The sequence below is a fragment of the Fulvivirga imtechensis AK7 genome (assembly GCF_000331535.1).
In the GTDB taxonomy this organism is placed as follows: domain Bacteria; phylum Bacteroidota; class Bacteroidia; order Cytophagales; family Cyclobacteriaceae; genus Fulvivirga; species Fulvivirga imtechensis.
The window spans coordinates 58853-73628 of sequence record NZ_AMZN01000049.1 but is presented as its reverse complement, the minus strand read 5'-3'; the positions used below and the strand labels follow the sequence as shown (position 1 = coordinate 73628).

The window sequence follows — 14776 nt, the reverse complement described above, 5'->3', positions numbered from 1 at the left end:
GTGAGTTCTGTAGCATAATTAAGGACCTCTTCGATATTAAATTATAAACTTGCTATTATTCTTTCCGAATAGCTTTCCGAATTTGCATATTTGCGGCTTTGAGCCAGTCGAATATGTCTGATATCAACAAACCTTTGCAAAAGCAGTTTTCTAATTATAAGGATGTACTGAATTATCTGTATACCCGGCTCCCCATGTTTCAGCGGGTTGGTGGCGCAGCGTTCAAAAAAGACCTGACCAATACAATCGCTTTATGTGAGTTTCTTGGCCATCCTGAGCACCAGTTTAAATCCATACACATAGCGGGTACCAATGGCAAAGGAAGTAGCTCTCACTACCTGGCGGCTATTCTTCAGTCGGCCGGATATAAAGTGGGTCTTTATACATCTCCACACCTGAAGAATTTCACAGAGAGAATTAAGATCAACGGCAAGCAAATGCCGAAAGACAAAGTTATTGGTTTTGTCAACCGGGTGCTTCCGTTTATTGAATCGGCCAGGCCTTCCTTTTTTGAACTAACAGTGGGTATGGCATTCGACTATTTTGCAGGAGAAAAAGTGGATATAGCCGTGGTGGAAGTGGGCATGGGTGGTCGTTTGGATTCTACCAATGTGATCATTCCTGAGGTATCTTTGATTACCAACATCAGCGCAGATCATCTGCAATGGCTGGGAAATACACTTCAGGAAGTGGCAGCGGAAAAAGGTGGGATCATCAAAGATCATATTCCCGTAGTAATCAGCGAGAGACAGACAGGTATCTCCCAGGTATTTGAGAATATTGCGAAACAACGGAAGGCCAGGCTGTATTACGCTGGTGAAAGTTATCAGGCGCACTTCAATGAAGGCAGGTTGCTAAAAGTTTCTTCAGGTAGTTCGGGAGTATTTGATCTTAATATTCAGCCTGCGGGTAACTATCAGACGAAGAATATCCCTGGAGTACTCAAAGTGATCGATGTATTAAGGGACCGCGGATTTGATATCAATAGGGATAATGTCATTACTGGCATTGAACAAGTCAGAGATATCACAGGTCTTAAAGGCAGGTGGCACGTGTTAAGTCATTCACCACTTACTATTTGCGATGTGGGTCATAATCAGGCGGGTGTTGAAGTGATATTAGATCAGCTTGCGCATACACCTCATAAGAACCTATACATGATCTGGGGTACCGTTAGTGATAAAGATGTATCTGGAATACTGAAGATACTTCCCAAAGAGGCTTATTACTATTTCTGCCAGGCCGATATACCCCGCGCCATGCCGGCCGGGGAATTACACCGGGAAGCTGTCAAGCTTGGCTTAAGAGGAGAAATGATCATGGATGTAAATGAAGCGGTAAAGGCCGCACGACAGAAAGCCTCTCATGATGATCTTATTTTCATTGGAGGAAGTACCTTTGTAGTAGCCGAACTCAATGAAATCTGATGTAGATCAGCAATAATAATTCATAAATCATAACTCGTAACTCGCAAATTAATTAAATGAGCAGACAGAAAATGGCTCGCTTTGCCGACAATGCCAGGCGGGATAATGTAATAGAGCCAGGGAAAGAGATATTTGAAAAAATAAAGGGAAAGTGGCACCAGAATTATTTTAAGAATGATAAACCTGTTACTGTAGAGCTGGCATGTGGAAGAGGGGAATACACCATTGGCCTGGCACGTTTATTTCCCGAAAAGAATTTTATAGGGATAGATCTGAAGGGTGACAGAATATGGAAGGGCAGTGGTATAGCTATTGAGGACGGGCTATCAAATGTGGCATTTCTCAGAGTACATATTTTGGAGCTTCAGAGTTTTTTCGAACCCGGAGAAATATCTGATATCTGGATCACCTTCCCGGACCCTCGCCCGAAAGACAGGGATGAGAAGCGCAGGATCACGAATTCCAGATATATTGATCTTTACAAGAGCCTGATCAAAAAAGAGGGAACCGTTTATTTTAAAACGGACAATACCGGGCTTTTTGAATACACCCTGGAGCTGCTCAAAAGCCGTGACGACATTCGGGACCTCACCTGGACATTTGATCTCTATCATTCTGAGCTAAAGCCTGAATGCTATGATATAAGGACCAGGTATGAGCAGAAGTTTAATGAACAGGGGCATGATATAAAATACATGCGCTTCAAGTTTAAGAGTTAATGCTTTAACGAACGCCAATAATGTCTTACATTTGTAATACCCACAAGGTAGACTTGTTTTTTAAACCTAACATTAAAAACAATACCGAGTGAAGCCTTTGACCTAGGCCAGGCCTCATCCTTCGGGACCTCGTTCTTCGGAGCAGGTTAACAGTGGAAGGCCGAAGTTGCTGGGCAGCTCAAATCCTGTCTTATTGGGGTTTAAAATAACCTTCGAGCCTTGTGGGTTTTTATTTTCTAGAAAAGGCCATTTCTCCAGGTCACCCAAGATATTTTTTTTCATCACAGGCAGGAAACGTCCTTTAGGATAACTCTCCACATAATCAAAAGTGGTGAAGCCCAATCTGCGATAAAAATTTTCTGCATTTGGGTCCGATTCAACCACTACGTATGACCCGGGAGGTACTACCGCCTGCATTGCAGCGTTGAGCAGGTATTGGCCATAACCCTGTCCGATGAACTCCGGTGAAATCCAAAGATGGGTGATCTCATAGTAATCAATTTCTTTCCTGATTTCGCAAAACCCGATTGTAATTCTGTCGAGCCTCAATTTATAAACATGATGAATGAGTAAATTATTTTCAGTAATAGTCAGATCATCATGCCAGCGAGCTATCCAGTGGTCCGGATAGCCCCAGTGCTTTTTTGAGGCAACACTGATCCTGTTTAGTGTGTTTAAATCCCGATGCCCTGCTTTTATAACTTGAATTTTGAACATAATAAATAAACAGTCATTACTCTCGATCAGTTATAAATTTCTTGAAGGCCTGTCTGTGGCTTTTACCAATAGGCAGGGTCTTTTTGTTTTGAAGTACGACCATATTACCTTCAAGGAAGGTTACCTTTCTACAGTTTACTATAAATGATTTGTGAATACGCACGAACTGCTCAGTCAACTGGTCATCAAAGCTGCTCAGGGTACGGGGAGTAATAATAAATTCATTGGCCAGCCACACTTTTACATAATTGCCAAAACTTTCGAGATAATGGATATCACTTTGATCGATTTGGATGTGACGCTTGTCACTTTTGATAAATAACTGCTTTGCAGCGTTGGTTGTATTGCCTTCTGCTATATCTGGGAGTGGCGATAGACTTTGATTTTGCCCGCGATACCGGTCTAGCGCCTTATTGGCAGCCTTCAAAAACCGGTCAAAGCGAAAGGGCTTGAGCAGATAGTCGCAAACATCCAGGTCATAGCTTTCCAGTGCATATTCTTCATATGCCGAGGTAATAATTACCAGGGGTGGATGCTTAAGGGTTCTTAGGAAGTCCAGCCCTTGAAGTTTTGGCATCTGGATGTCGAGAAGGATCAGGTCTATTTCTCTGTTTTGCAAGATGCCGATGGCTTCCGTAGCCAGGTAGCATTGGCCTGCAACCTCCAGAAAGGGCACGTCTTCAATATAGGTAAGGATGACATCGTGAGCAAGAGGCTCATCATCGATGATCAGTGTGCGTAGTTTCATTCAAAAAATATCTTAAGCGCTGCATTGTACTTTTTCTGGTCATGCTCAATGTGCAATTGGTGCTTACCCGGGAAGAGTAATTCCAATCTTCTTTTTAGGTTGTTCAGCCCTATTCCCCGTTTGCCCTGTTGTTGAGGTTCAAAGGAATTCTCACATATAAAAGTCAGGCTTTTGCCTGTGCTCCGCAAATGTATATTTAAAAAACTTTCTGCTTCCGCTGGCTCTACACCATGTTTATAAGCATTTTCCACTAATATGATCAGCAGGAGTGGGGGTAGCATGAGATTATCATCTTCTATGACTTTCTCAAATTTCAGGGTAACTTTCTTGTGTAGTCTGAGATGTTGAAGGTGTATATAATCTTCAATATACCGTACCTCCTGAATGATGTTCACCTGCTCCTCCTTTCCCTTATAAATAACATAGCGCATCAGTTCAGACAACCGCATGATCATTTCCGGGGTTTTGTCGGATTTCGTAAGGCTGAGGGAATACAGGTTATTGAGTGTATTAAAGAAAAAATGAGGATTGATCTGTTGTTTTAGGAGGTCGAGTTCTGTTTGTATCTTTTCTTTTTCCAACGAAGTAATGGCGTTGTTTTGCTTGAACCATTGAATAGCCAATATAATGGGAAGTGTAAATACCATGATGGCAAAGGCGCCCAGGGCATTATCTGAATCAAAAGGTACTTCGGTAAAGGTGCCGCCAAGCCTTTTATTGAGGGGTAGTAAGGTAAGGAGCTGTCCCAGTACGGGATAGAAAACCACCACTGTACCGGTAATGCCAATGGCATAGATCAGGATCCCCTTCTGCTTGAGGAGCTGTGGTATCAGAAAGTAATGATTGACATAATAAAAGAAGTAGCCCGCTAAGTAAAAGATAATGAATTGTAAGGAGAAACTGAGAAAGGTGGCGAAATTTTCAGCTATTTTGGCCATATCCAGCACTGTGCCCACCAGTAACCTGTCTTCCATATCATACTCGGGGATGCCAAGGCTGGATACAGCCATTAGTGCAAGCGTTACTGACACAAGCAGGATCACGGAAAGTATGGCCTTTTCTAATCCGATTTTTTTTATCCATTGAACTCCCGGAAGCTTTTTCATGAGAAAGGCATTGATCTCAAGGGCTACTTCCAGGGATAGGAATACCAACCCCATAGTAATAAATGCATCATATTCGAAGGGATCTATAATGCCTTTTAACCAGCCAGGAAGTATGACCAGCGCTACAATGGCCTGATTAACAATGAAGCAGGCGCTCCATAATATCAGGTATTTCCCGTGGCTAAAATATCTGGTGAGGAGCTTTTTGTGATATATGAATACCAGCATGGGGCTAAAAAGCACGAAAAATAATCCCAGGTGCCGGAGATATTCATACCAGGTGTATGGAAGATTTGTGGTAGTGAGGATCAGACTGACGCAAAAAATAGCTACTCCGAATAGCCATGCCTCGTTATTCAGGAAAAAGCGCTCCGCCTTTTTTAAAATAGCTTTAATTTTCATTTCAGACTTATATTTTACATTATAGCTACCACTCCGGTCATCCTGAGGCACGAAGGACCTCACTAAGTTAGTTGGTGCCCTAAATCTTTATTTTTCGCACAGCTTAAGTTCATACTTCCGAGTTTAGTAAGTTTCTTCACTTCGTTCAGAATAACTATTGAATTCGTTCAGTAACCATTGAAGAAGAAACCGAATGAAAGTATTCTAATATTTATTTAATACCCTGCTTACTACCACGCTCAAGTCTTGTCAAAGAAGGTACTCATCAGGTAATCATCCAAATTTAAATGACTAAAGGCATTATTTTCATGATGAAGGTATGTGAAGCCACGTTTTCATGTTTTGCGAACGATCATCATAAGATTGCAGGTGTTCATCATATTAAATTGATGTTTCTAAAAGGTGGTCATAGTTTGGTGGCCGGTTAAAAAGTCGGAACACCAAAATTAACAACAATGAACACACTGGAAATTAGAAACTTAAGCAAAACATATACGAATGGCGTAAAAGCGCTGGATAGTATTTCGTTGTCTGTGGGAAATGGTATGTTTGGCCTGCTAGGACCCAACGGAGCCGGCAAGTCCACATTGATGAGGACCATCGCTACACTACAGGAGCCGGACCAGGGCCAGGTCTTTTTTCAAAAAATCGACATACACAAAAACCCGCAATCCTTGAGGAGGCAGCTTGGATACCTGCCTCAGGATTTTGGCGTATATCCTAAAATATCTGCGTATCAATTGCTAGATCACTTTGCTGTACTGAAAGGCGTTATAAATAAAAAAGACCGGCAAGAGCAGGTAAGTGCACTGCTACAACAGACTAACCTGTATGAGAAACGGAAAAAGGCCGTAGGCACTTTCTCAGGAGGTATGAGGCAGCGGTTTGGAATTGCACAGGCGCTGCTGGGTAACCCCAAACTGATCATAGTCGATGAGCCTACAGCGGGCCTGGATCCCGAAGAAAGGAATCGGTTTCATAATTTGTTGAGTGAGATCGGTGAGAATGTGGTGGTGGTTTTGTCGACCCATATCGTTGAGGATGTGAGCGATCTTTGCCCGGAAATGGCCATACTGTCAGGAGGGAGGATAGTACTAAAAGGGCAGCCGAATAAGCTGATGGACAGCCTAAGGGGCAGGATATGGTATAAAAAGGTGCCTAAGGATGTGTTATCTGACTACAGAGAGGCATTTCAGGTCATTTCTACCCGTTTGTTTGCCGGCCAAACTTTGATACATATTGTAGCCGACACAAAACCTGAACCAGGCTTCGAGCCGTTACAACCGGGACTGGAGGATGTATACTTTTCTGTTTTAACAGGGGCATGGTCAGGTGAGGAGGTACCCGCAGTATGCTAGTCAATATTATTAAATTCGAGTGGCATTATCATTTGAGGCAATGGTCTTTTTTAGTTTCCGTGTTAGTGTTTTTTGCGATAGGCATCCTATCCGTCAACTTTGGCTATGGAGGCAATACCATTCATGTCAATTCTCCTTATGCCGTCACAACAGTCGTAAGTCTGTTATCACTCCTTTCTGTATTTGTAGTTACACTTTTTTGCGCTAGTGGCGTGTTGCGTGATAGCGAATACAAAATGCAGGAGATGGTATTCACTACAGGGCTTTCCAGGTGGCAATATATATGTAGCCGCTTTACAGGAGTGATCTCGTGTACGTTAGTGGTATTTGTTTTTGCCTTGTTAGCGATGCTCTTGGGATTAGTTTTGTTTGGGAAAGCACACCAGTTGGGCGCTTTTAGCTTATACAACTACCTGTGGCCGTTGGTCGTGATGGCACTACCAAATATACTTTTAAATACTGTGCTGTTGTTTAGCGTTTCTGCCTTTACGAGAAATGTTGCTGCTACTTACATTTCCGGGGTGCTGCTATATGTGCTTTATTTCGCAGGGTCCATGTTAGGAAACTCTCCGTTGATGGCCAGTTATTCTCCCGCAAGCCCTGATGAAGCCTATATGGTGTCATTACTTGATCCCTATGGGTTGGCAGCGTTTTATTCCGAAACCAGCTTCTGGACAGCGACAGAACGAAACTCTCAATTTCCAGCGCTGCAAGGGGCTTTTTTGATCAACAGGATGTTGTGGTTTGCAGTATCGGTAATGATTATGATGGTAACTTATGCCAGGGCCTCATTTACGTTAAGTTCCAAGAGAGCAAAAGGACATGCCAATGAAGTTAGTGAAGCTTTTGTGCCGGTATTCTATACAGTGGTGAGTACTGTCACAGATCGCCTGATGGCGTATTGGCTGATGTTCAGAGCGAGGGTAAAAATGGAGTTGTTGACCATATTTCGGAGCATCCCTTTCATGGTAATGGCATTGCTATGGGTGTTTCTTGTAGCTATAGAAACATCAGAACACATTTTCCATGGCATGTTCAGCATATCTTCTTATCCCACTACCGGCCTGATCGTCAATATCATCTGGAGTGCTTCCTTTGTGCTGATCCCCGTTATCTTTTATAGTAATGAATTGATGTGGAGAGAGCGAAGTATGAAGATCAGTGAATTGGTAGATGTAACTCCTGTATCCAATGTGGTGCTCTTTCTATCCAAATGTGTAGTGTTGGCCTTAGTGATCGTCATGTTTATTTTGTTCAGCATTCTGACGGGTATCGGAATACAGGTATTTTCAGGATATTTTAAGTTTGAGCTGCCGCTGTACCTCTCAATATATTATTATGGTGGGTTGCGTCTGTTCCTGTTTGGAATACTTGCGCTTTTCACTCAATCTCTTATCCCTAATAAATATACGGGCATGGCGGTGTCAGGTGGCATGATAGGCTTGCTACTGATGTTGCCCAGATTTGGAGTAGAACATCACCTGTTGAGGTATGCAGACGTTCCAGGTCTGCAATATTCAGACATGAATGGTTTTGGACATTTTAGCACGGCTTTTCATTGGCAGATCATCTATTGGACTGCCGTAACGGGCATATTTGCTGTGTTGGCCTTTTCTTTCTGGCGCAGGGGAACTTTTCAAACCAAACTGAAGTGCCCGGGGGCTCTGGTGAAACCTTTTTTAGCCGCTTTCCTGGTCACTGCTATCATTTCGGGTGGAGCTATTTTTTACAAAACTAATATTCAAAAACCTTACAAGACCTCTAAGGAAATAATAGGCCGGAGAGTCGATTATGAAAAGAAATATAAATCCTTTGGCAACCTGCCACAACCGATTATTAGTAGTGTAAAGACCGAGGTTGATCTGTTCCCGGATGAGAGGATGTATCATGTTAAAGGAACATATGCTGTTAAAAACAGTGGTCAACAACCGATAAGTAAGGTATGGGTTGGGTTTGATCCGGAGGTTCAACCAAAAGCGGTGGTTCTGGATGATATGTTTCCTGATGAACAAGATGAGCGATTCAAACAATATTGGTTCGAGTTGGACAATGCTCTAATGCCGGGAGATTCTCTTGTTATGGAATTCTCACTGCAGGTAGAGAAGACGGGTTTTATGCCCTTCAATACGGAAAATTCCATACTTGACAATGGGACCTACATAGAACTGGAAAAATATTTGCCTTTTTTCGGATATGCACCTGATCTCGAACTAAAGGATCCTGTCGAAAGAGAGCGATATGGTTTGCCGGAGCAGGAAGGCTGGGTGAAGCTGGAAAATGCAAAGCCTGAGAAATATGAATGGGTAAATTACGAAGCTGTTATTTCCACCCTGACTGACCAAAAAGTAGTGAGTGTGGGGATGTTACAAGACGAATGGGAAATAGAGGGGAGACGCTATTTTCATTTTAAGACTGAACAAGCAATTCCTTTTATGTTTGGTATCTCTTCTGCCCGGTATAAGATGATAAAGGAAGTGCATAATGGTATTGAAGTAGAGTTTTACTACCATCCCGGGCATGAGTACAACATTGAAAGAATGCTGGAATCTACCAAACATTCGCTGGACTACTACGGTAAGCATTTTAGTCCTTATCAGTTTGAGCACATTCGCCTGGCAGAAATACCGCACTACCGAGGCGCTGCCACTGCCTATCCGGGGGTGATTTTCGTAGCAGAGAGCATGTTTTTATATGATTTCAGAGATCCTGAAAAGCCTGACTATGCCTATACAATGGCACATGAGGTAGCACATCAATGGTGGGGCGGGCAGCTTATGCCGGCTGACGTACAAGGGTTTAAAACGCTGACGGAGACATTAGCCCAACACAGCGAGTTGCTGCTATTGGAAGAGAAGTACGGAAGGGGAAAAATGACCCAATTTATTGCACATGAGTTAGATGCATACATGAGTAGCAGAGGTTATGATCCAGGCAATGAACTGCCATTGTACCGATCGGAATCGCAGGTATTTGTTCATTACCAAAAAGGCGCTGTAATCATGAATGGTCTTAACCGCCTTATGGGAGAGCAAAAGCTAAATACTGCGCTGGCGAATTTACTTAAAAAGCACGGTTACCCGGCAAATAAACCCACTACAGAAGACCTGTTGTTAGAAATATACACTGTAGCCCCTGAAAATAGAGAGCTAATTGACGATTGGTTCAAAAGAGTGTTTATATACGATCTGAAGGTGCTTTCAGCTAAATATGAACAACAAGAAGACGGTAAGTTTAAAGTGATTGCCGAGATAATGACCAAAAGAAATAGCGTGAGAGAGAATAAGCAGGAAGTCGCAGCAACGCTCAGCGAGGCGATCGAAGTGGGCGTGTTTACGGCCTATCCTGATGAGGCGGCTGATGATCAGGTTTTATATTTAGAGCCGCATCATTTCTCAAGTGGTACCACTACTTTAATTTTTATGGTAGATGAAAAGCCTGAGATATTAGCCATTGATCCTTATCTCACAAGAGTGGACAGGAATAGGATCGATAATATTATGGTCTTCGGAAAGTAGAATCTTCTCATGAATACCGGACCTGACAGGTTTTGAAAACCTGTTCTCGCTAAAAATCTCGCAGTCCCTCATCGGATGAATACCTACTCAAAGTAAGTTTCATCCGATGAATGCTTCAGGGCACAGGCTGAAGCTTACCAGTTCATACAGAGAAGCTCGCCATCTTGAGATTACGCGCGATCGATCAGCGGTGCTTGAAGTATGAATAAACATGTCAGGTCTGTACCTTACTAAAAAAAATAAATAGTAATATTTTGTCATTATATTAATAAAAACTAATTTGACAGTCAGTTGTTTATAGATAAATTGGCTGTTAGTCTGGCTATGTATTTTTACCATTGCTGTCTGTTAGAAATTAACAGCACATGTTGGTAATATCAATACCTTTCCTCTCTTTTTCATGCCAATATATATTTCAACAGGCAATAACACAGCTACCGGTATGCTTTACCTTAAACTGATGTGGCGTTTGTCTGAGGGTTCTGTGTCGTGGATCAGCAAAGGTTGAAAAACTAAAGTTATTGGTGGCAACATATACTGTATGAAATTTCCAATGCCCGGCCATAGTATGACCACTGGTTAAAGGGGTTTCCACAGAGAAATTGAAGAAACGATATGAGCCATCTTTGTAAATACTTACTTATCCTTCCTTTCATATTGCTGAGCTTTATCACGCTCCACGGCCAGGGAAGCGCCATAACATGGACTGATCTGGTGGGTACAGATGTGCAAGCCGGCAACATTCTGGTTAAAACTGCAGGGTGGGGAACTAACAATGGAGGAGCTGCTTCATCAGAATCGCTTGCTGAAGGTACTGACGGTTGGGCAGAGTTTACCGCCTATGCAACCGGAGCGGAACGTTACTTTGGTCTTACCCAAACCAATACTGACGCCACCAACCTTATCGACTATGCTATAAAGCTCAGCAGCGCTAATAAAATTGTAGTACAGGAGAATGGTAACTGGAGGGGGGGCTTTGGCAACATTACCAACGGTGATATCCTTAGAATAGAAAGGACAGGCAGCGTTATTACCTATAAAAAGAATGGCGTCACTTTCTATACATCGGCTATACCATCTACCTCTTCGCTATTAGTAGATGCCTGCTTCTACCACAATGGGGGGCAGATTGATAATGCTATGCTATCCTTTGGTGTGCCTCTGACCATACCGGCAGCGCCTACAGATCTTGCAGGTACGGCAGACCAGTCAGGAGTACAGTTGAGCTGGACTGACAGTGCTGATAACGAAAGTGGTTATAAGATCGAGCGTCAGACCGGAGGGGCTGCGTATGAATTGATCACTACTACAACTGCAGATGTGAGCAGCTATAACGATCATACTGTAGCCCCGGAAACTACCTATACCTACCGGGTAGCTGCGTATAATGCTGCCGGAGATTCCAACTTTAGCAATGACATAACGGTGAACACTCCGTCTTTGGTGCCCAACAGTAGCACTTCCATAACGTGGGTAGATCTTGTAGGAGTGTCAGTGCAGACAGATAATTCCGTACTGAAAACTGCAGGGTGGGGCACTAATAATGGGGGAGCTGCCTCCATGCAAACCCTGGCAGCAGGAGCTGATGGCTGGGCAGAGTTTACCGCTTATGCCTCCGGGGCAGAGCGTTACTTTGGGCTTTCCCAAAGTAATACGGATGCTACCTTTGTGATGAACTATGCCATTAAACTCAGTAGTACCAATACCATTGTGGTACAGGAAAATGGCAGTTGGAAGGGTGGCTTCGGTCGTGTTGCGGATGGAGATGTGTTAAGAATTGAAAGAACAGGCAATACAATCACCTATAAAAAGAACGGTTCAGTTTTTTATACCTCGGCAACACCTTCTACTACGGCATTGTTAGTTGATGTCTGCTTTTACCACACAGGCGGTGCGATCAATAATGCTACCTTGTCTTTTGAAGGATCACCGGTATCCTTACCGGCAACACCTACCCATTTGGCAGGAACCGCCGGTTCATCAGGTGTACACCTTAGTTGGGTTGATAATGCCGACAATGAAAATGGCTATAGTATAGAGCGCCAGACAGGACCAGGTGATTATGAACAGATTGCCACAACAGAGGCAGATATCAATGGCTATATCGACACTACCACCACATTTGAAACTACATATTCTTACAGGGTTAGCGCTTTCAATGAATCTGGAACTTCTGATTGGAGTAATAGCATAACCATAACTACTCCACCAGCGATACTTTCGGAACAAATAGTTTACCTTATTGACCTGGGTGACCCGGCCAACCCGACTCCGGGTAACTGGAACAATGTCCCTGATTTTCAAAATGACGGTATAAGAATAGATAACCTGATCAATACACAAGGGGGCGGTAGCGGCATCAGCTTTGTGGTGGTAGCAGAAGCAGACAACGGCCACAACAATGGAAGCGGTATAAACACTGATGGCTATGATCAGGATCTGCTGGGATTTCCTGCTTCGGCATGCTCCGACAGCTATTACGCATGGGGAACAGGTGGTACATATAAGCTCACAGGACTGCAGGCAGCACAGCAGTATGCTATCAGGATCTTTGGATCACGGGTGGCGAGCTCAGGAGGAAACAGGGTAGGTACCTATACGATCAATGGAGTTACACAAATACTGGATGCCCGGAATAATTCTACCAACACCATAATATTTGAAGGGCTGAATGCGGATAGTATTGGAGAGGTTACGATTGACTTTGGAGTAGCTGAGGGCTCCGTTTTTGGTTATATCAATGTGCTGGAGTTGATAGCATCCTCTAAGGATACAACCATTACGGCACCAGATTCATTGGCAGCTACCTTAACGAGTGCTACCGAAGTATCTTTAACCTGGAAAGACAACTCCGGCAATGAAACAGGTTTTGATATCCAAAGAAGTATCGATAGCGGGGCATTTGAAAGCATTGACACCCTGGCTGCCAATGTTACTGCCTATATAGATGATATTTCCGCTCCGGGCGCCATGATCCGGTACAGAGTTCGTGCTTATAACAGCAGGGTGCAAAGTTCATTTAGCAATGAAGCTACAGTGTACCTTCCAGCCAACTCAGAAATTTTACCACGGCCTGTTACCAACTTTACAGCGGAAGTAGCCGGAGAGGATATCAGACTGCGATGGTCTGATGTGCTTAGGGTAGTTGTTCTCGGCTCTTCGACAGCGGCAGGTGTAGGCGCCAGCTCTTCTGATAGTTCCTGGGTAGGGCGACTCACAACATGGGTACATTCTGTGCGTCCTGGTGCAGAGGTAATAAATCTGGGTAAGGGAGGCTTCACCACATATGACGTAAGAGCTGATGGGAGCATACCTGAACCCGATGCCATACGCAATATTGATGCTGCCCTTGCCTATGACCCGGATCTGATCATTGTCAATTTACCTTCTAACAATGCCGCGCAGAATATCCCATCAGATATCACACTCTCACATTTTCATGAGCTAAAGACAAGGGCCGAAGCCAGTGGAGTTAAATTCTTCCTAACCACCACACAACCCCGAAATTTCAGTAATGCCAATAAGCGGCAGATACTGCAGGATGAAGCTGTTCAGATGATAGATCAATTCAGCCCTTTGACCATAAATGTGTATGACGAACTGGTGAATACGGCAGACCTTCGATTAAAATCGGTATATGATGCGGGAGATGGGATACACCTTAATAATTCAGGACATAACTATGTGTTCACAGCGGTGAGAGATCACATTTCGGCATATCTGGATATGACAGTTGCTATCAGTAAATCTGTAGGAACACCGGATAACTATGAACCGCTTGTTAATTTGACCATGGCAGATTCAGAATATTTGGATACGGAGGTTATGGCTAATGAAATTACATATTACAGGCTTACCAAAACTAACCCTGATGGTTCAGTATATGTGATAACTAATGCTATTGTTGATATCCTTGAGTTTTCGGCCTCATTTGAATCAGAAAGGGCTGTAGATGAAGAAAGCTTGTTTACCAACATTGCGGAAACAAGAACAGTATTTGGTGCCACAAGTCAATATTTGTTAAACCATTCCAACGATAATGAAGTAGCAATGCTCAGTAGCAGGCAATCTGTTGGTCCGGGCCTTAGCCTGCGCGTAGGCTCAGGAGATAAGCTGGATCTAGAAGTATACGCTTCCTTTGACGGAGAAAAACAGTATTCCACTAAACAAACTACTACAGCGCTGGTGACCTCTATAGGAGGAGTTTTAGGCGGAATGAGCACGGTAAACACCAGTGAGCAAATGTCTTTGGATGCCTTGAGCAAGAACCACCATGGTGATATGCTGATAACAGATGCCCGCAATGAAATATGGCCGGCAGCATATCTGAATTATATCATGTTTGATAAGAATATGAAACCCTATAAGCATGGTCATGCACGAATCTCACAGAAAGCGGGTAGTCGTGAGCGGGTCGCCCTGGAGGGCATTGTGGCGGAACAAGCTGGTTTTATTTACATTTTCCTAAGCAATGAAAGTGATTATCTGCTACCTGTATATTTTGATGATTTGAAGATTAAGCTTTGGCCGTATTCTGGTGTAAGAGATACCCTGGAGCGTCACATGCTGAAGGTGAAGGAATAAAATGACAGAATTTAATAAGGCCACACGGTAGCCATCAGACATTATAGTAAAAGAGGCTGGTTCAAAAGTAATCATTGCTCAATGCCACATGCATATTCTGTAGATCAACTGCTTGCCCCCGTATTTCTCAGGGTAAGTCTGTGACCTTAGTGGCATCTCCTTGTTTACCTTTGAACCAGCCTCCCTACAAACTTATACAA

8 protein-coding genes are annotated in these 14776 nt (G+C 43.4%); 5 read left to right on the top strand and 3 right to left on the bottom strand.

Features of this window, described 5'->3' with window-relative positions; genetic code table 11:
- Positions 1–113 precede the first annotated feature (113 nt).
- On the top strand, positions 114–1427 hold the full coding sequence (locus C900_RS14680; RefSeq protein WP_009580785.1) for a bifunctional folylpolyglutamate synthase/dihydrofolate synthase: 1314 nt from the start codon (positions 114–116) through the stop codon (positions 1425–1427).
- A 56-nt stretch (positions 1428–1483) separates the two neighbouring features.
- The gene (gene trmB / locus C900_RS14675; protein WP_009580784.1) at positions 1484–2146 is read left to right on the top strand and encodes a tRNA (guanosine(46)-N7)-methyltransferase TrmB; all 663 of its coding nucleotides are present in this window, start codon (positions 1484–1486) and stop codon (positions 2144–2146) included.
- 114 nt (positions 2147–2260) lie between these two features.
- Here trmB and C900_RS14670 read toward each other — a convergent pair whose 3' ends face one another.
- Genes C900_RS14670 through C900_RS28505 form a run of 3 tightly spaced genes read right to left on the bottom strand, consistent with a single transcriptional unit; the run spans position 2261 to position 5119 of the window.
- On the bottom strand, positions 2261–2863 hold the full coding sequence (locus C900_RS14670; RefSeq protein ID WP_009580783.1) for a GNAT family N-acetyltransferase: 603 nt from the start codon (positions 2861–2863) through the stop codon (positions 2261–2263).
- A 16-nt stretch (positions 2864–2879) separates the two neighbouring features.
- Positions 2880–3611: a LytR/AlgR family response regulator transcription factor gene (locus tag C900_RS14665; protein ID WP_009580782.1), complete on the bottom strand. Its 732-nt coding sequence runs from the start codon at positions 3609–3611 to the stop codon at positions 2880–2882.
- Positions 3608–5119, bottom strand: coding sequence for a sensor histidine kinase (locus C900_RS28505; RefSeq protein WP_051052853.1), 1512 nt, complete (start codon positions 5117–5119; stop codon positions 3608–3610). The genes C900_RS14665 and C900_RS28505 overlap by 4 nt, the downstream gene beginning before the upstream one ends.
- A gap of 455 nt (positions 5120–5574) precedes the next feature.
- Here C900_RS28505 and C900_RS14655 point away from each other — a divergent pair, with 455 nt between their 5' ends.
- From C900_RS14655 to C900_RS14645, 3 genes are all read left to right on the top strand, one after another.
- Entirely contained in the window at positions 5575–6477 is a 903-nt protein-coding gene (locus C900_RS14655; RefSeq protein ID WP_009580777.1) for an ABC transporter ATP-binding protein, read from the top strand.
- 65 nt (positions 6478–6542) lie between these two features.
- Positions 6543–9992: an ABC transporter permease/M1 family aminopeptidase gene (locus tag C900_RS14650; RefSeq protein WP_009580776.1), complete on the top strand. Its 3450-nt coding sequence runs from the start codon at positions 6543–6545 to the stop codon at positions 9990–9992.
- Between the two features lie 615 nt (positions 9993–10607).
- A complete protein-coding gene (locus C900_RS14645; protein ID WP_009580774.1) occupies positions 10608–14576 on the top strand; it encodes a fibronectin type III domain-containing protein in 3969 nt (1322 codons plus the stop codon).
- The last annotated feature ends 200 nt before the right edge of the window (positions 14577–14776 follow it).

Coding starts and splice junctions, on each gene's coding strand:
- C900_RS14680 (WP_009580785.1), top strand. CDS start 114: ATGTCTGATATCAACAAACCTTTGCAAAAGCAGTTTTCTAATTATAAG.
- trmB (WP_009580784.1), top strand. CDS start 1,484: ATGAGCAGACAGAAAATGGCTCGCTTTGCCGACAATGCCAGGCGGGAT.
- C900_RS14670 (WP_009580783.1), bottom strand. CDS start 2,863: ATGTTCAAAATTCAAGTTATAAAAGCAGGGCATCGGGATTTAAACACA.
- C900_RS14665 (WP_009580782.1), bottom strand. CDS start 3,611: ATGAAACTACGCACACTGATCATCGATGATGAGCCTCTTGCTCACGAT.
- C900_RS28505 (WP_051052853.1), bottom strand. CDS start 5,119: ATGAAAATTAAAGCTATTTTAAAAAAGGCGGAGCGCTTTTTCCTGAAT.
- C900_RS14655 (WP_009580777.1), top strand. CDS start 5,575: ATGAACACACTGGAAATTAGAAACTTAAGCAAAACATATACGAATGGC.
- C900_RS14645 (WP_009580774.1), top strand. CDS start 10,608: ATGAGCCATCTTTGTAAATACTTACTTATCCTTCCTTTCATATTGCTG.